The organism is Enorma sp. (genome assembly GCF_982429025.1).
The window spans coordinates 1-16,695 of record NZ_CEWCAA010000047.1 but is presented as its reverse complement, the minus strand read 5'-3'; the positions used below and the strand labels follow the sequence as shown (position 1 = coordinate 16,695).

The 16,695-nt window shown below is 62.1% G+C and carries 13 protein-coding genes and 1 tRNA gene; 3 read left to right on the top strand and 11 right to left on the bottom strand.

Annotated elements, in window-relative coordinates; translation table 11 throughout:
• Nucleotides 1-42: 42 nt before the first annotated feature.
• Together AC1VS5_RS07835 and AC1VS5_RS07830 are read left to right on the top strand one after the other, a co-directional pair.
• Nucleotides 43-135: transfer RNA gene (locus AC1VS5_RS07835), tRNA-Ser, on the top strand.
• A 245-nt stretch (nucleotides 136-380) separates the two neighbouring features.
• On the top strand, nucleotides 381-1,274 hold the full coding sequence (locus tag AC1VS5_RS07830) for a trimeric intracellular cation channel family protein (RefSeq protein ID WP_481218267.1): 894 nt from the start codon (nucleotides 381-383) through the stop codon (nucleotides 1,272-1,274).
• 238 nt (nucleotides 1,275-1,512) lie between these two features.
• On the opposite strand, the gene typA is transcribed toward AC1VS5_RS07830, so the two are convergent.
• The 5 genes from typA to AC1VS5_RS07805 form a co-directional block, all read right to left on the bottom strand.
• Complete coding sequence (typA, locus tag AC1VS5_RS07825) at nucleotides 1,513-3,351, bottom strand: translational GTPase TypA (protein ID WP_287748873.1); 1,839 nt, start codon at nucleotides 3,349-3,351, stop codon at nucleotides 1,513-1,515.
• Nucleotides 3,352-3,722: 371 nt separating this feature from the next.
• Nucleotides 3,723-4,196, bottom strand: a complete 474-nt coding sequence (locus AC1VS5_RS07820; protein WP_204628005.1) for a hypothetical protein — start codon at nucleotides 4,194-4,196, stop codon at nucleotides 3,723-3,725.
• A gap of 110 nt (nucleotides 4,197-4,306) precedes the next feature.
• Nucleotides 4,307-4,918, bottom strand: a complete 612-nt coding sequence (locus tag AC1VS5_RS07815; protein ID WP_481218266.1) for a J domain-containing protein — start codon at nucleotides 4,916-4,918, stop codon at nucleotides 4,307-4,309.
• Between the two features lie 102 nt (nucleotides 4,919-5,020).
• Nucleotides 5,021-6,769: a dihydropteroate synthase gene (gene folP / locus AC1VS5_RS07810; RefSeq protein ID WP_481218265.1), complete on the bottom strand. Its 1,749-nt coding sequence runs from the start codon at nucleotides 6,767-6,769 to the stop codon at nucleotides 5,021-5,023.
• A gap of 174 nt (nucleotides 6,770-6,943) precedes the next feature.
• Nucleotides 6,944-7,705 (bottom strand): NAD-dependent protein deacylase, encoded by a 762-nt coding sequence (locus AC1VS5_RS07805; RefSeq protein WP_481218264.1) that lies wholly within the window; start codon nucleotides 7,703-7,705, stop codon nucleotides 6,944-6,946.
• 276 nt (nucleotides 7,706-7,981) lie between these two features.
• Between AC1VS5_RS07805 and AC1VS5_RS07800 the strand changes: the two genes are divergently transcribed.
• Entirely contained in the window at nucleotides 7,982-8,836 is an 855-nt protein-coding gene (locus AC1VS5_RS07800) for an exodeoxyribonuclease III (RefSeq protein WP_481218263.1), read from the top strand.
• Nucleotides 8,837-9,089: 253 nt separating this feature from the next.
• On the opposite strand, the gene tsaD is transcribed toward AC1VS5_RS07800, so the two are convergent.
• The 6 genes from tsaD to acpS all read right to left on the bottom strand — a co-directional run bounded on the left by tsaD (nucleotide 9,090) and on the right by acpS (nucleotide 16,546).
• Nucleotides 9,090-11,588 carry a tRNA (adenosine(37)-N6)-threonylcarbamoyltransferase complex transferase subunit TsaD gene (gene tsaD / locus AC1VS5_RS07795; RefSeq protein WP_481218262.1) on the bottom strand — a complete coding sequence of 833 codons (2,499 nt, stop codon included), beginning with the start codon at nucleotides 11,586-11,588 and terminating at the stop codon, nucleotides 9,090-9,092.
• 322 nt (nucleotides 11,589-11,910) lie between these two features.
• Nucleotides 11,911-12,408, bottom strand: coding sequence for a tRNA (adenosine(37)-N6)-threonylcarbamoyltransferase complex ATPase subunit type 1 TsaE (gene tsaE / locus AC1VS5_RS07790; RefSeq protein WP_329740372.1), 498 nt, complete (start codon nucleotides 12,406-12,408; stop codon nucleotides 11,911-11,913).
• The gene (locus tag AC1VS5_RS07785; RefSeq protein WP_303214980.1) at nucleotides 12,408-13,109 is read right to left on the bottom strand and encodes a uracil-DNA glycosylase; all 702 of its coding nucleotides are present in this window, start codon (nucleotides 13,107-13,109) and stop codon (nucleotides 12,408-12,410) included. The genes tsaE and AC1VS5_RS07785 overlap by 1 nt, the downstream gene beginning before the upstream one ends.
• Nucleotides 13,110-13,224: 115 nt before the next feature.
• Complete coding sequence (alr, locus tag AC1VS5_RS07780; RefSeq protein ID WP_481218261.1) at nucleotides 13,225-14,376, bottom strand: alanine racemase; 1,152 nt, start codon at nucleotides 14,374-14,376, stop codon at nucleotides 13,225-13,227.
• Between the two features lie 6 nt (nucleotides 14,377-14,382).
• Entirely contained in the window at nucleotides 14,383-16,008 is a 1,626-nt protein-coding gene (locus AC1VS5_RS07775) for an NAD(P)H-hydrate dehydratase (protein WP_481218260.1), read from the bottom strand.
• Entirely contained in the window at nucleotides 15,986-16,546 is a 561-nt protein-coding gene (gene acpS, locus AC1VS5_RS07770; protein ID WP_481218259.1) for a holo-ACP synthase, read from the bottom strand. The genes AC1VS5_RS07775 and acpS overlap by 23 nt, the downstream gene beginning before the upstream one ends.
• Nucleotides 16,547-16,695: the final 149 nt, after the last annotated feature.

Below are 16,695 nucleotides of genomic sequence, written 5' to 3'. Positions count from 1 at the left end.
CGGCGCGCCCTCTTCCTCGATGGCGCGCCGTTCACCCCATGCGGAGGGGTGGCAGAGTGGTTGAATGCGGCGGTCTCGAAAACCGTTTACCCGGTGTCCCCGGGTACGAGGGTTCGAATCCCTCCTCCTCCGCCAGTTTCCTTTTCCAAAACCAAATCACCCATTGCCCCAACCCTTCTTTCCGCTTGACACGGCCGTGGGTCATTTTGGGTCATTTTGGGACGGGTCCGTTTTGACTCATCGTAGTGTTGGACACAAATCCGTGTACGAGATGAGTCAAAACGGACCCGTCCCAAAATGACCCAAAATGACCCCATCAAAAGCGATGTAAGATAGCACTCAGTCTTTCGCCCGCATGCCTTACATGGAGAGGACCGCCGATGCACCCCGTCTTCGCTGCCGCCCCCGCAGCAGCCGTCGCCGTCGCCCAATCCGGCGTCGCCTCGCAGCAAGCCGCCGTACCGCTGGGTATCGAGATGTTCGTCGTGGTGGTCTCGTCCGTCACCGGTGTGCTTTCCGCGCGCCAGCACAAGCTCGATTTCGTTGGAGCGCTCTGGCTCGCCGTTCTCGTGGGCCTGGGCGGCGGTCTTTTGCGCGACATCATTTTGCAGGTGGGCGACGTCTACATCCTGAACCAACCGCTCGCGCTCCCCACCTCGCTTATCGCGGCAACCATCACCTTTGTGTTCCCCATGATCGTCGAGCGACAAGATCGCATAATCGACATCCTGGATATCTTTGCCGTCGGCCTCTATTCAGCCGTTGGCGCGGACAAGGCAATGGTCTATGGCTTCGAGCCGACCGTCTGCGTCATGATGGGCTTCTTCACCGCCGTGGGCGGCGGCTTGCTGCGAGACATCTGCCTCGCGAAAACCCCCTCGATCTTTAAGCGCGGCAACTTCTACGCTATCGCGGCCATAGCCGGCTCCACCGCCTATATCTTTCTGGTCCAGGGGTGCAGCGTGAACAACATCGCCGCGCTCACGTTCAGCACAGCGCTTACCATGTTCGTGCGATGGCTTTCGCTGCACTATAACATCCAATCCCCCACCGAGGTCGACCTCACACGCATGGTGCCGCGCCGGCACCGCACCGCCGACGTTGCTGGTGCGCGCCGAGAGGTTACCGCGCGCTCCGCAGATGCCCTCGCCGACCGCCGTGAGCGCACCCTTGCCGATATCGAAGAGCGTCGCGAACAAGAGCGCCGCAAGGAAGCGCTCTCGCGCCTCAAGCGCATGCGTCGCAAGCGCGGCCAGAGAAAGCTCGATGTGTAGCGATGAACAGGCCGGGCGATGGCACGCGACCTGCCACAGGCCTCCAAAGCTCGTCGCGGACCACGCACCTATCGCGCCCTGCCCGCGGCTGCGCGCATCTATAGCGGCAGCGTGCACCCGCGTCGACCGCTAAAATGCAACTTGCATGCCGAATTACGCAATAAGGGGCCTAAATCGACCCCTTATTGCGTACTTTGGCATGTAACGCGTTCTGCCGCACGGGCAAGGCCTTCGGTGGCTACTTCTTCACCTGACCGGAGCGCACCGCAGCCTTCTTGCGATCGGTCGCGTTCAAGATGCGCTTGCGCAGACGAATGTTCTTGGGCGTAACCTCCACAAGCTCGTCGTCGGCGATGTACTCGAGCGCCTCCTCGAGCGTAAAGGTGCGCGGCGGCGTGAGCTGAACGGCAATATCTGCCGTTGAGGAGCGCTGGTTGCCCAGGTTCTTGGTGCGCGCGATGTTCACCACCATGTCGCCCGGCTTGCTTCGCTCGCCCACGATCATGCCTTCGTAGCACTCGGTGCCCGGCTCAACAAAGAGCTGGCCGCGCTCCTGAAGCGTGCCGAGGGCGTAGGCGACGGCCTTCTCGGTGGTCATGGAAATCATGGCGCCGTTGTTGCGCCCGCCGAGCTCGCCGGCATAGGGACCGTACTCCAGGAAGGTGTGGTAGAACACGCCTTCACCATGGGTGACGTTCAAGATGCGGTTCTTGAGGCCCATGATGCCACGCGTAGGAATCTTGAACTCGAGATGGGTAACGGTCGAACCAGCCTGCATGCTCACCATGGTGCCACCGGCGTTGCCGAACACCTCGATGACCTTGCCCGAGTACTCGTCGGGGCACTCGACTACAGCCTGCTCAACGGGCTCCATCTTGTTGCCGCTCTCGTCGTTCTTGAAGAGCACGCGCGGGCGGCCCACCTGGAACTCGTACCCCTCGCGACGCATGGTCTCCATGAGAACGGACAGGTGCAAGATGCCGCGACCGGAGACCTCGACGCCGCTCTTGTCCTCAAGCTCCTCAATGCGCATGGTCACGTTGTTCTCGCCCTCGCGCTCGAGGCGCTCCTTGAGCTGACGAGCGCCCACGATGTCGCCATCGCGGCCCACGAGCGGCGAGGTTGACGCCTCGAACACAACGGAAAGCGTGGGTGGATCGATCTCGATGGGGTCGAGGTGCACCGGATTGTCGGGGTCAGTGTACACATCACCGATGTCCGTGCGGTCGATACCCACCACAGCGGCGATGTCGCCGGCCTGGACCTCCTGGCACTCAGTGCGGCCAAGATAGTCGAACGTGAAGAGCTGCTTGACGACCGCAGTTGAGCTCGAGCCGTCGTTCTTTACCACAAGAATGGTGTCTCCGTTATGCAGACTACCCGAGAACACGCGGCCGATGCCGATGCGCCCCACATAGCTGGAGTGATCGATGGTCATGCACTGCATGGCGAGCGGCGCCGTCTCGTCAACCTCGGGCGCGGGCATATCGTCAATGATCATGTCGAGCAGAGGATACATATCCATGTTGCCGTCATCGGGATCGCGGCGGGCATACCCGTTCACCGCACTTGCATACACCACGTGCTCCATGGCGAACTCAAGTTGCTCGTCGGTGGCACCAAGATCAGCCATAAGATCGAGGCAGTCGTTGTACGCCTTCTCCGGATCGGCACCGGGACGGTCGATCTTGTTGAGCACGATCATGATGGCAAGACCGGTGTCGATTGCATGGCGCAGCACGAAGCGCGTCTGGGGCATGGGGCCCTCGAAGGCGTCGACGAGCAGAAGCGCCCCGTCGGCCATCTTGAGCACGCGCTCGACCTCGCCGCCGAAGTCGGCGTGGCCGGGGGTATCGATGATGTTAATCTTCACGCCCTTGTACTCGATCGAGCAGTTCTTGGCGAGAATGGTGATTCCGCGCTCGCGCTCCTGGTCGTTCGAGTCGAGCACACGGTCCTCGACCTGCTGGTTAGCGCGGAAGGCATCCGTGGCGCGCAGCAGCTTGTCCACGATGGTGGTCTTGCCGTGGTCGACGTGGGCGATGATGGCGATATTCCTGAGATTTTCGACGCGCATTACTACTCCCATTGCATATAAAAACAAGCTTCATTTCGGCGAACTAGCAGATTATAGCGCCAAACGGCAAGTGCACAGGCCCACCCGGCCGATAGCTTTCATTTGTGGATGAATTGTTGGGCCCGCGTATTATTTAATAACCCCACTATCTTGAAAAATTAGCCAAATTGGCGCTATGTCGGTCTTTCAACCTGCAGAATGGCGGTGCGGTTTTTCCATCGCGCCGGTAGAAGCCTTGCAATACGGGTGCCTACCAGCTCGCTTAGAGACCGCAAGCATATCGCTGGAAAAAAGACCGACTTAGCGCAAATTTGGATAAAATGGCAATTGGAGGGGAGTTATTAATTAAATAGACCGCTCAATGCGCTCCGCTATCCCTCTATGAGCGGCGGCTCCTCGCCCGCGGGCATCGGATCGGCATAGGCGAAATCGTCGCCCAAGCCAAATCCCTCATAGAGCACGTAGGCAGAGTAGCCCGTGGGCGCACCGACCTCCGTCGCAAGGCCGTGCTCGTAGAAGCTCACAAGCACGGCGTCCGCAAAGCCGTCCTCGAGCTGAACGCCACCGACGCAGCCGATGGCGTAGCGGGCAATTGGCCCCACCCCATCTTCGGGAACACCTTGCGCGCTGCGAGCAACGAGCGAACGCGCTGCCTCAAGGCACTCCTCTTCGCCGTCATCGCTAAATGCGGCCTCGCTCCGGTTGCCTTGGGAATCTTCCATGCACGCCACGACACCCGGGTCGCAGCCCGCGGCGAGCTCATCAAGCATGAAGCCGATGAGGTCGCACACCATCTCGTCCAGCTGGGGCGATACCGCGCCCGGCCCCTGCGTATTCTGCGCCATCGCGTTCCCTTCGCCCTGTTGCCGCCTATCACGCGCCCCATTCTAGCACGGGGCAAATACACCAATCCATGCGCGGGAGCCCCGCCTACCAGCCCCGCCGCGAGCGAAGGCTACAGCCGCGCCGCCTCTTCGGCAATCTTGGCGGCGGCATCGCGCTGGCGCAGCAGCTCGGCGGAGCGCTTCTGCAGCACAGAAATCTGCCCGGAAAGACTCACCACATCGACGATGCTCCACACCACGAGCATCGAAGCAACGGAGAACGCAAGCACCCCGATCGTGCCGCGCATCCGCGAGCACAGGAGCATGACGACAGCCGCCCCGCCCGCAAGCATTCCCATGCTGCGGCGACGCTCTCGCATGGTGCGCGCTTGAGCCACCACGGTAAGGCGTGCCGTCTCGGCGGCGCGAACCCGCGCCTCGGCCTCGAGGCGAATCTGCTCAGGCGAGTTCGCAGAGGCGGCACCTCCGCGCCCGGAACCCGAGCGAGCTCCCCCGCGAGGCCGCGCACCACTGTGCGATGCTCGCCCGCCACCCTTGAGCAGCACGTCGCGCGCCTCGTTGATGCGGCGCATCTGCTGCTCCGCACGAGCGCGCAGCCGCTTGTTCTCGCCAAACTTATCGGGATGGAGCATCTGCGCGAGCTCGCGATAGGCAAGCGAAACCTCTTCGCGCGAGGCTCCTTCGGCAAGGCCCAGCACCTGCCATGCTTCGTCGCGCGTCATCGGCAGCACCCGGCAACGACACGCCACCCGCGCCCGCTCACACGGGCCATCGCTGCACCCGTCCGTGTTGCCATCATCACGCCCGCCCGCACTACCGTCACACTAGAGCGAACCAAGCTCGCCGACCACATGTCCAATACGCTCCTCCGGCTCGAGCACCTCGACGCCCTCATAACGGAAGAAGCGGGCTGGGTCGTGCATGAGGTCTTCGAGCGGAACGAGCACGAAATCGCGTTCTCCGAGCTTGGGGTGAGGCAGGCGCAGCTTATCGCCGCCATGGCGCTCGCCGTCCATCCACACCAGGTCGCAATCGATCACGCGCGGACCATTGGGGCGCGCGCTCTTGGTGCGGTTGCGGCCCAACGAGTTCTCGATGGAGAGAAGCTCGTCGAGCAGCACCAAGGGCGCAAGCTCCGTCTTGATCTCTACAACGGCGTTCGCGAACGGCGCCTGGCGGGTCTCGTATGCAGGTTCGCTCTCATAGATGCGTGAGCAATTAGATACGCAGGTGAGTGGGATCTCGGCGATAAGGTCGCGAGCTGCCCGAATGTTGTCGGTGCGGTTGCCCATGTTGGAGCCGAGCGCCACGAACGCGCGTCGCGGCTGCGGACGCGCCACCGACCAGAAGCCATTGAGGAACTGTGCGAACCCGGCGACATCGTGCACCCGCACGATGTTCGCCCCGTTCTCGATAGCACCCAGGCACACGCCGAACGTGGCCGCATCGCGGTCCGCCGCTTCCTCCACGCCGGACACAGCGCCAATGAAGCGCTTGCGCGAGACAGCGCAAAGCAGCGGATAGCCGAGCGAGGCCATCTTCGCGGTCTCACGCTGAATGATGACGTCCTCGTTGGCCGACTTGCCAAAACCGGCGCCCGGATCGATGCAGATGCGGTCACGCGACACGCCCGCGCGCACGAGGGCACGAGCCTGGTCGGAGAGAAAGCCCATGACACGGCGCATGATCGGGGCGGAATCCGGCAAGGTGAAACGGCGCGGCTGATACGTACTCACATATGCCTCAGCACGGAGTGCAGACCGGCGCATCACCGCAGCGAGCTCATCCACCACGAGCGAGGCCTCTTGGCCGTCAGCGCCCTGCGCGCCCGCCGAGGCGTCCTGGCCCGAAACGGCTCCATCCGCAGGCACCTCATCGTGAGCCGCCGGGGCAGCCTCGGCAGATGGCGCGGCTTCCTTCTCCTCCGCGCCGAACGCCTCGCCGAAGGGAAGCTGCGGCTGCACGAACGTGGCTCCCAGCTTGCCGGTGCGCTTGCCCCGCGCCCGCTTGGCCTTTCCGCTCTTTGCCGCAGCGGCCTCCTCTTCCGCCTCGCGCGCTCTCTCGGCAACAAACGCCGCGGCCGAGGTATCCAACTGGACCGCGGTGCGCGCACGCGCCGGCTGCTCGGACACCTCACCGGCATGGACGATGATCACGCCACAGGTGTTCTTGGCCACAAACTCGACCATCTTAGGGTCGGTGAACCCGGTAACGTCGTTTACGATCGAAGCACCCACGCGCACGGCAGCCTTCGCGACCTCGACATGGCGCGTGTCTATCGACACGACGGCCCCCTTGGCGGCGAGCGCCCGAATGACCGGCAGCACGCGGCGAGCCTCCTCGTCGGCATTCACCGGGCGAAAACCGGGGCGCGTCGACTCCCCACCCACATCGATGATGTCGGCTCCGGCATCGAGCATGGCCAGGCCATGCGCGATGGCCGCATCGGTATCGAAGTGCTCGCCCCCGTCGCTAAACGAATCGGGCGTGACGTTGAGCACGCCCATGATGCGCGGTCGGTCGAACGTAAGGGTGTATTTTCCGCAACGCCAGACTTTGGTGTCGTACGCCATGTAGGTCCTTTCGCCTCGGCGCCGCGCAGCCCGCCGCACCGGTCGATACAGAGTTAGTTCTATTGTATCCGCCTGAGGCGCAAAAGCCTCGCCACGCGCGGATATCACACAGGCACGGGCGCGCCGGCCAGGGCGGCGCAAAGCATCAAAGCGGCCACCACCGAGAACCGGCAGTTAGAACGAGAACGCCTGCGCAATATCGCACGAGATGAGGACGTCTGCCCGTGCGTCTTGCGGCGTGGGATCGCGATTGACGATAACCAGCGTATCGCCTTGGAAATACTGGAGCAGCCCGGCTGCCGGATACACCACAAGCGATGTTCCACCAACCACCAATACATCAGCCGAGGCAATGGTGCGCACGGCCCCCTCGATCACATCTTGGTTGAGCGGTTCCTCGTACAGCACGACATCCGGCTTGATTCTCCCACCACATGCAGGGCAACGGGGAATGCCCTCCTCGTCCTCGAGTTCACGAGAAACCATCTGGCCGGCCGAATATACCGTCCCACAGCGCTGGCAGATATTGCGATGCACCGATCCGTGCAGCTCCCACACGCACCGGCTTCCCGCTGCCTGGTGCAGCCCGTCGATATTCTGCGTTACCACGGCATCGAGCTTTCCTGAGCGCTCAAGCTCGGCGAGCTTGCGATGGCATTGGTTTGGCTGAGCATCGAGCGCGATCATGCGCTCGCGGTAGAAGGCGAAGAATTCCGCCGGATGGGCCTCGTAGAAGGAATGGGAGAGCATGGTTTCCGGTGGGTAGGCAAAGCGCTGGCTATAGAGCCCGTCCGCACTACGGAAATCGGGAATGCCGCTCGCCGTGGACACGCCAGCCCCGCCAAAGAAGACCGAGCGCGCATGGGCATCGAACAAATCCCGTAGCTTCTCCGCCGCCTCATCCGAATCAGATGTCGTCCATCCTTGCCCGAGCATGGGGCCTCCCTTCTGCATGCGGTCGGCGCAAGCCGGCGACGGTCAGGAGGCACGCGCCATCGGGCGCATGCGTGCACGCCGCACCGGCAGCAAGCGCACTATCCACTATACGCCGCCTGGTGTCCGCGCGCACTGTGCCCGCTCCGCAATACGCCACATGGCATCCATGCGCACTGTGCTCGCTTGATGGCAGGAAGCCTCCCCGATACTGCCCGGTCCACGATACGCTAGGATGGACGCAGCGTTTCGTATCCACCCCCGTTCGAGGGAGCATGTATGTCTCAAATCACCCCCGTCGCTGCGGAGCGTGCGTATAAGTTCGCATCGTGGAATGTCAACGGCCTGCGCGCCGTCCTCAAGAAAGACCCGAGCTTCACCCAGATCGCCGAGGAGCTGGATGCAGACATCCTCGCCATACAGGAAACCAAGATGCAGGAAGGCCAGGCGCACATAGATCTTCCCGGCTATCTGCAGGTTTGGAGCTATGCCGAGCGCAAAGGCTACTCGGGTACCGCTGTGTTCGTACGCGAGGAGGCACTCGGAGCCCCGCTTTCGGTGCGCCATGCCGAAAAGCTGCTCCCCCTCGCCGCAGAAGGCGCAGCATCCGAACTTGTCGCGACAGCCGTCACCGAGGGCCGTGTCTGCGCGCTTGAATTCGAGCGCTTCTGGTTCGTCGATGTCTACACGCCGAACGCGCAGAACGAACTCGCGCGCATCGATACGCGCATGGCCTGGGACGACGCCTACCGAGCATTCCTGCAAGAGCTTGAGCGCGAAACCGGCAAGCCCGTAGTAACCTGCGGCGACTTCAACGTTGCACACGAAGAGATCGACCTCAAGAACCCCAAGAGCAACCGCGGCAATGCCGGCTTCTCCGATGAGGAGCGCGGTAAGTTCACCGAGCTGCTTGATGCGGGCTTCACGGACACCTTCCGCCTGCTGCACCCAGACGAGGAGGGCGCCTACAGCTGGTGGAGCTATCGGTTCAACGCGCGCAAGAACAATGCGGGATGGCGTATCGACTACTTCCTGGTGAGCGATGCCATCGCCGACCGCGTTCGCGACGCAACCATCCGCAGCGACATCTTCGGCAGCGACCACTGCCCTGTAGAGCTCGTCATCGAGCTGTAAGCCCAGGCCGAGGACCGGAACCGGCGGCGGAGCCGGGGGTCTGTCCCCAGCCCGGGCACCTGTCCCCGACACCTGCCACGAGAACGTTTTCCGAGTTTGCGGGCACGAAATCGCGAAATACTGCTTTTTACACCCCCTCTTTTTTGCGATTTCCTGCCTGTTAACGTTCTGCGCGAGCATCCAACGCCCGCCAACGCTTTGCGCGAGTATCCAACGCCCGGCACGCCGCCGAAAGCGGCCCCGCCCGTCTGGGCTACAGCGTCATATTCGGGTCTGCGTCGATATCGAAACCGGAGAACTCTCCGCGTTCGAACTTTCGGCGCGCCACCTCGGCAATCATTGCGGCGTTATCAGTGCAGGCATCGCGAGGCGGCAGCGTCACGCGCACGCCTTGGCGCCCAAGTTTCTTGACCATCATTTGGCGGAGATGCGGGTTGGCCGCCACGCCGCCGCCGATGCAATACTCGCGTGCGCCCGTTTCGCGCAAGGCGTTCCAAGCCTTCTTGTACTGCACGTCGAACACCGCCGCCTCGAACGATGCCGCAAGATCGGGCAGATGGATGGTGCGCCCTGCGGCCGTTTCCTGCTCGATATAGTTGACCACCGCCGTCTTGAGGCCCGAAAGCGAGATGCGGTAATCCCCTTTGCGGTTGAGCGCGCGCGGGAAGTCGATTGCCTTGGGGTCACCGGTTTCGGCCAAACGCGAGATGATAGGCCCTCCGGGATAGCCCAGGCCGAGCGCCTTTGCCACCTTGTCGAACGCCTCGCCCACGGCATCGTCGAGGGTCTCCCCCAGTACCCGGTAGTCCCCCCAGTCGCGCACATGAACAAGCATGGTGTGACCACCCGAGACGAGCGTGAAGATGAAGGGGGGCTTGAGGTCCGGCTGGGCAAGAAGATTGGCAAAGAGATGGCCTTCAAGATGGTTGACCGCTATGAGCGGCACCCCTGCTGAATAGGCGAAGCCTTTGGCAAACGCCACGCCAACAACGAGCGCCCCAACAAGGCCTGGACCCTGCGTCACGCCCACAGCCGCAAGCTCTTTCGGCTCGAGGGTGCCACTGGTAAGGCCGAGCGCCCGCGATGCCTCCTCAAGCGCTGCGTCCACCACGCCAACGATAACCTCAACGTGCTTGCGCGAAGCGATTTCGGGCACCACGCCTCCAAAGCGAGCGTGAAAATCAATCTGCGTCGAAACTTGATTGGCGAGCATCGAGCCCTCGGCATCGATAATCGCGACAGCCGTCTCGTCGCACGAGCTCTCGATGGCGAGCACGAGCTTGCGTCGCTCAATCTCGGTTCGCTCATCCTCCGTCCGATTAACCGGTGCAAGGGGCCATGCACGCATCACGGCCGATGTCGGCTCGGGCGAGGCGGCATCGACTGGAAGAGCAAGCGGAAGCTCCGCTTGCATCACAAGCGCATCGGTGCCTTGACCGTAGTAGTTTCGGCGCCGGCCAATCTGCTTGAAGCCAAGGTGCTCGTACAGCGCCATGGCGGGAGCGTTTCCGTCTTCCACCTCGAGCGACGCCGTCGTACACCCAAGCATCTGGGCATCGTAGCTTACATGGGCCAGAAGTTTTCGAGCGATGCCCGCGCGCCGGCGCTCGGGCGCCACGGCGATATCGAGAATCTGCACGTCGTGCTCGATGACCATGCCTCCCGCAAGACCAACGAGCTCGCCGTTGTCATGAGCCACCCACCAACTACGCGGCACGGTGGCGTCCTCGCCCAACTCCGAAAGGAACTGGGTTGGCGTCCACGGCGTATGGGCGGCACCGGCAAAACAGGACGTCTCGAGGGCAGATGCCGCCTCCGCGTCCGCCGCACCCATGGGCCTAAACTGCAGGTGACGGCCGGCAAGCTCATCTGCCACGCCCGTCACTTCGCTCTGGGCACTCTGGACGAGCCCCAAGCGCTTGCGCTCATTCTCCTCTGCATCCGAGAGGCGCGTATAGATGGGCAGCACAAGCGCGGGGTCGCACGATGTGCGCGCGCCGTGCACCGCAGCAGGGTCCGCGGCAGCAACAGCCCCGGCGCTCGCCACCGCGTCAACGGCAGCAACAGCCTCAGGACCTGCAACTGCGCCCATTTCGACAGCTCGCCACGCAAGCAGCAGCCCCTCACCCGTCGGGTGCCAGAGTGACTCATCGATGCGATTGGTCAGACCCGCCTCGTTGAACCGGGACCCATAGCGTTTAAGCCCATCGCCCGTAAGCTGCAGGCTCGCCGCATCTGGGCGCGCCGCCCATTCCTCAACCGCAACGGCCGCCTTGACGACGCGCTCACGGTCGAACGTGCGGTGCGCGCCAGCCTCGTCAAGCTGGTAGAGCGCAGGGTATACCTCGCCGCGCATCGCATCGGCCGCAACGCCCAGCAGGCCGCGCACGCCTGAACGCCACGCAGTCCATGCGCAGGCATCGAGCGTGGACGCACCGTACAGGGGAACGTTCGCGCCGCGGGCAAGCCCTTTCGCCGTCGAAATGCCAATGCGAACGCCCGTAAACGAGCCGGGGCCACGTCCAACCAGATAGGCATCGACTTCGTCACGCGAGCGCCCTGCATCGGCCAGGGCGGCGTCAATCGTGTTCACAAGCTCGACGTTCGCCCGGCGACGACACATATGGTCGCCCGTCGCAAGAACATCAATCGTCATCCGCTCGTCGCCAGCGGCATCCGTTACGCGCGCAACCGCGCACGCAAGCATGTCCGTCGATGTATCGATTGCCACCACGAGGCGTTCACTCGACATCTGCTTCACTCTTTCGTCCCATTCTGGCTAAAAGTGTCGATTTTAGGCGCTCCGTCGCTCTCAAAAACGCGAATGTGTGCCCGCTATCGCTTCACGCCGTCCAAATTCCAGCGCTTTTCATGTTCCGGACCTGATTATTGCTACTAGACCGCCCGCGCTCCAGCCTCATATCGCAGAAAATCGACATTTTTATCCACATCATCCCGTCCTGCCGGCAAAACCAACTCGCATGCAGCACAACAAATCGAACCGCTGCCCCGCTTGCCGCCCCATCGCAATCCGCAGCCAGGGCAGCAACGGGCTGCTGGGCCACGGGGCATCCCTACGGTATCGCGCGAGCCGCATCATCTACTGCCGCCGCGAGCTCTGCAGCGCGCGACCCATGAGGCTCAAGCGCGATCATGCGCTCATGTTCGCCGGTCCGTGTAATTACAACGCCCAGGTACTCATCCGTCAGCTCATCCTGAAACTGTTCGCCCCACTCCAGCAGGCACGCACCTTCGTAGCCCAGCACATCGAAAATGCCGGTATCCTCCAGCTCGTAGGCGTGTTCAAGCCGATACAGGTCAAAATGGAAGAGCGGAATACGCCCGCCATCGTGTACGGCCATCAAGGCGAACGTAGGGCTCGTAACCGGATGCTCGTCACCCAGGGCGCGAGAGACGCCCTTGGTGAAGTGCGTCTTTCCCACACCGAGACCACCGGTAAGCACAAGAACGTCACCATCGGCGAGAAGCGGCGCGACAATCTCGCCAAAGCGCTCTGTATCCTCCTGCGATCCGCTACGATATCGCAGCGCCGCCTCCCGCACGAGCGCCATCAGCCCTCCTCCGGACGCGGCAACGCGTCGGCATTGTGTTCGGCCTCCACCGTGTTCGGCTCGCCCGCGCCCTGGCCCTGCGCATGCGCGCCCGCACCGCTGGCCGGATGGCGCGCAAGCCAGTCTCCCAGCATCCGAAAGTCTTCCTCTAGCAGTTCCTGCCAAGCAGGGTTTCGCAGCGCTGCCGCAGGGTGGAAGGTGGGCATAACCGTGAAATGACCCGTTTGATGGAACCTTCCGCGCAACCGGGTGATCCCGGTTTCGGTCTTGAGCACGAAATGCGTCGCCGGGTTGCCAAGCGTCACAATGACATCTGGCCATATGCTCCGGATTTGCTCACGCAAGAACGGAGAGCAGGCAAGGACCTCATCTGGTTTCGGGTTGCGGTTTCCCGGCGGGCGGCACTTCAGCACGTTGGCGATATAGATCTCGTCGCGCGTGAGCCCGGCTAACGACAGGATGCTGTTGAGGTTCTCCCCCGCGCGGCCAACGAACGGCTCGCCCTGGAGGTCTTCGTTGCGCCCAGGGGCCTCTCCCACGAACATCACGCGAGCATGCGGATTGCCCACGCCGAACACGATGTTCGTGCGCGTCTGGCAGAGCTCGCAGAGCCGGCAATCCCCCATGACGGCGCGGATCTCCTCAAGCGCCACCTCGCGCGGCGCCTGCCGGGTGTGGCCTGGAATATGCATGATGCCCATGGCAGCTCCTTATCTCTCCCTATGCGCCGAAGCGTTGCATGCCCGCACCCTCGCAGGCGCGCCACGCGTCGAAGGCGCGCTGGCAGGCGGGCCTCAAACGCCCTAGGGAGGCTCGTTAGAGGTACACCTTGTCGAGGCGCATCCCGAAATCGCAGACCACCTCGTAGTTTATCGTTCCGCGCAACCGCGCCATTTCATCGGCGCTAATCTCAGCGTCGCCATCGCGGCCGATGATGGTCATGACGTCGCCATATTCCGCCTCGGGAATCTGATGGATGGGCGTCTGCTGGATAGCAACCATGCACTGGTCCATGCAGATATTGCCCACCTGTCGCACCCGTTCTCCGCGGTACAGCACCTCCATACGATTTGAAAGCGTGCGCGAAAGGCCGTCGGCATAACCGATGGGCAGCGTGCATATCTGCACTGCCGTGCGCGGAACGCGGTACGTATACCCATAGCTCACGCCCTCGCCCATCGCCGGATGAGCGGTGCGCGTCACCCGTGCACGAACGCTCATAACGGGATCGAGCTTGATGACCGAACGCGATGAATCGCACGGATAGAGCCCGTAAAGCCCAATGCCAACCCGCACCATATCGTAGTGCGTCGAGGGGTCGAGCATCGTGGCCGGCGTGTTGTCGCAATGCACCGTACCGCAATCGAAGCCCGCATCCTCAAGCGCGCGGACCGCCTCTTCGAAACGCTTGCACTGGAGCTTGTAATCCCAACCGGCAACGTCTTCGGCAGTAGCGAAGTGCGTAAACACGCCATCGCATTGAATCCCACGATGGAAGTTGATATTGCGGCAGAACTCGAGCACGTCGGCATAGTGCACGCCGATCCGGTTCATGCCGGTCTCGATTGCGAGGTGGTACTTGCCCACTGTACCCGCTCGCACAGCGCACTCACCATAGGCGAGCGCAAACTCGATGGTGTAGACGGTAGGCATGATGTTCTTCTCAATAAGCTGCGGAATCGCGGTTATGGGCGGCTCGCTCAATATGAGAATCGGGGCCTGGATTCCAGCCTCGCGCAACTCGACGCCCTCGCAAACCGTGGCGACCGCAAACATGTCGGCGCCAGCCGAATGGAGCACGCGCGCGCATTCGATAGCCCCGTGCCCGTAAGCATCTGCCTTGACAACGCAGCACAGCTTCTGCCGCGGAGCGAGCAAGCTTTTATAGGCACGCAAGTTCCGACGGAGCGCCCCGCGATCTATCTCGACCCACGACCAACGCCCCTCGGGCACCTTCACCTGAGACATCGCGCCTTACGCCTCCTCTACCTGCGAGCCCTCATCGAGCACGCCCAAATCGTTGAGGGCGCTTTCTGCAGCAAGCTCCATAGCGTCCCCGATTAGATCGATGAGGTCCGTCGCGATCACGCTCTTCTCGCCAAATCTAGAAGCTGCGGCGAATCCCGTGAACGAGTGCACGGTTACTGCATAGGCACACAGCAGCTCCCAAGGCCCTGCGTAGTTGTGAGCCTGCGCGACAGAACCTGCGATGATACCGGCAAGAACATCGCCCGAACCAGCCGTGGCGAGTGAAGCGGGCCCAGCCATAGGCAGGAGAACCTTCTCCACGCCCGCCACAGCGGTCGACGGGCCCTTGGCCACGACGATCATATCTTCCGAGCCGGCAGCCCAGAGTAACCGGCGCGAAGCTTCGATTGCCGTACCGAGGTCAGCGACCGGATCGTCGCCAATTAGACGCGAGAGCTCCTTATGGTGCGGCGTCAGGATAAGGGGTGCATCGCGCCGGTAAAGCTCGGGCGTCTTATCGATTCCGCCGATGGAATACTTCGCAAGGCAGTTGAGGGCATCGGCGTCCAACACGAGCGGAACATCCATTTTCAGAAGCCCCGATACCACATCGATGCAGCCTGCAGCAGTCGTAATACCAGGGCCACAGAGCACGCAGGAGAACTTTTCGGCGGCCTTACACACCGCCTTGCGCGCAGCAGCCCCGAATGCGCCGCGCGAATCTGAGGGGATATCGATAACAGGAACGGATGGCAAGGCCATGCGAACCAGATTGGCGCAGGCAGAAGGACACGCCACGGCAACGTATCCAGCCCCCGCGCGCGCAGCGGCCTTTGCGGCCATCATCGCCGCGCCCGGATACGTCGCGGAGCCGGCAACGACGAGCACCGAACCACGGGAATACTTATTGATGTTCATCGGCAAAGGCTCGAAGAAATCAATCAAGTCGGCGGGGTCGACAATTTCCGCCTCATGCTCAACATCATCGATTACCTCATCAAGCTGGTCGTACAGACGCCCGCACACGATTTCGCCAGCATATTCGGGACCGTCGGCGCTATATAGGCCAAGCTTGGGCGCGAGCATGGTCGCCGTACGGGTAGCACGTATACAGTCATGCTCGACCACACCGGTCTGCGCATCAAGACCTGAAGGGGCGTCGACCGAAAGCACGGTAGGCTCCAGCTCGTTCACAACAGGAATCCAGATAGAAAATGGCGGACGGAGCTCTCCATGGAAACCGGTGCCCAGAATGGCATCGATAACCAGATCGGCCTCGCCGATAAGTTCACTGAGCTCGTCTTTAGATGGGCCCACAACAATATTGACATCGCGACCAGCGGTGCGTCGGGCAACATGGCGCGCCAAGGGTGCAGATATCTCATCGGGCTCAACTGGGCTCACCACATCAACGCGAACATCCTTTTGAGCCAAGATGTCTGCAGCAACCCAGCCGTCCCCGCCGTTATTGCCAAATCCAACGAGAATCACAACACGGCTCGGATTGCCCTTAAGCGCTTCGGAGGCAACGAACTCGCCGGCAAACTCCATGAGCTCGGCTTTCGACGTGCCCTCCTTTTCAATTACGTCTTCGAGACGGCGCACCTCATCACAGCTCAGAACCGGTCTCATAGACACCCCCATGCTCGATTATGGTCTCACCGGAAACAGATCTCAGCTCATTATCCTGCACTCGCTCAAGTTCATCGAGCACAGATCGGGCCTCTCGAAAAGACCGCGCGATACGCTGGCGCTCATCTTCGGGCTTCTCCTTCGGCCGAGGTCGGGCGTTCTCGGTAATGGCCATAGCATTCGCAACGGCAAGATCGCTGGTAAGGGATAGCGAGAGAGCAACCTCGATGATTCCGAGCTCATGGGCTACCTCGAGAGCCCTCCCCGCCAGCACGACAGACGGGCGCCCGGAAGCGTCGCGCGACACCGACACATCCTTACGACCGATTCCTTTGGCGAAGCCAGTTCCCAACGCCTTAAGCACGGCCTCTCGGGCGGCAAAACGGCTTGCATAGTGTGCAGCAGGACGAGCCGAAGCTTCGCAATACGCACGCTCTTCATCGGTGAACATGCGCTGTGCAAACGAGGGGGTGCGCTTGAGGATCTGCTCCATGCGCGATATTTCGACGATATCGACACCGATACCAGCCTCTGCCATGGCTACCTCCAAGATCTGTACTGCATCTAAACCGCAACCATTGTATAGGTATATACGAAAAAGGGCCTCCGGCATCAGCCGAAGGCCCTCATTCATGTTAAGCGAACGGCTCGGTGCCGTCCACCGGTCAGCGGCGCCCTGCCCTCCCA

Coding starts and splice junctions, on each gene's coding strand:
- AC1VS5_RS07830 (WP_481218267.1), top strand. CDS start 381: ATGCACCCCGTCTTCGCTGCCGCCCCCGCAGCAGCCGTCGCCGTCGCC.
- typA (WP_287748873.1), bottom strand. CDS start 3,351: ATGCGCGTCGAAAATCTCAGGAATATCGCCATCATCGCCCACGTCGAC.
- AC1VS5_RS07820 (WP_204628005.1), bottom strand. CDS start 4,196: ATGGCGCAGAATACGCAGGGGCCGGGCGCGGTATCGCCCCAGCTGGAC.
- AC1VS5_RS07815 (WP_481218266.1), bottom strand. CDS start 4,918: ATGACGCGCGACGAAGCATGGCAGGTGCTGGGCCTTGCCGAAGGAGCC.
- folP (WP_481218265.1), bottom strand. CDS start 6,769: ATGGCGTACGACACCAAAGTCTGGCGTTGCGGAAAATACACCCTTACG.
- AC1VS5_RS07805 (WP_481218264.1), bottom strand. CDS start 7,705: ATGCTCGGGCAAGGATGGACGACATCTGATTCGGATGAGGCGGCGGAG.
- AC1VS5_RS07800 (WP_481218263.1), top strand. CDS start 7,982: ATGTCTCAAATCACCCCCGTCGCTGCGGAGCGTGCGTATAAGTTCGCA.
- tsaD (WP_481218262.1), bottom strand. CDS start 11,588: ATGTCGAGTGAACGCCTCGTGGTGGCAATCGATACATCGACGGACATG.
- tsaE (WP_329740372.1), bottom strand. CDS start 12,408: ATGGCGCTCGTGCGGGAGGCGGCGCTGCGATATCGTAGCGGATCGCAG.
- AC1VS5_RS07785 (WP_303214980.1), bottom strand. CDS start 13,109: ATGGGCATCATGCATATTCCAGGCCACACCCGGCAGGCGCCGCGCGAG.
- alr (WP_481218261.1), bottom strand. CDS start 14,376: ATGTCTCAGGTGAAGGTGCCCGAGGGGCGTTGGTCGTGGGTCGAGATA.
- AC1VS5_RS07775 (WP_481218260.1), bottom strand. CDS start 16,008: ATGAGACCGGTTCTGAGCTGTGATGAGGTGCGCCGTCTCGAAGACGTA.
- acpS (WP_481218259.1), bottom strand. CDS start 16,546: ATGGCAGAGGCTGGTATCGGTGTCGATATCGTCGAAATATCGCGCATG.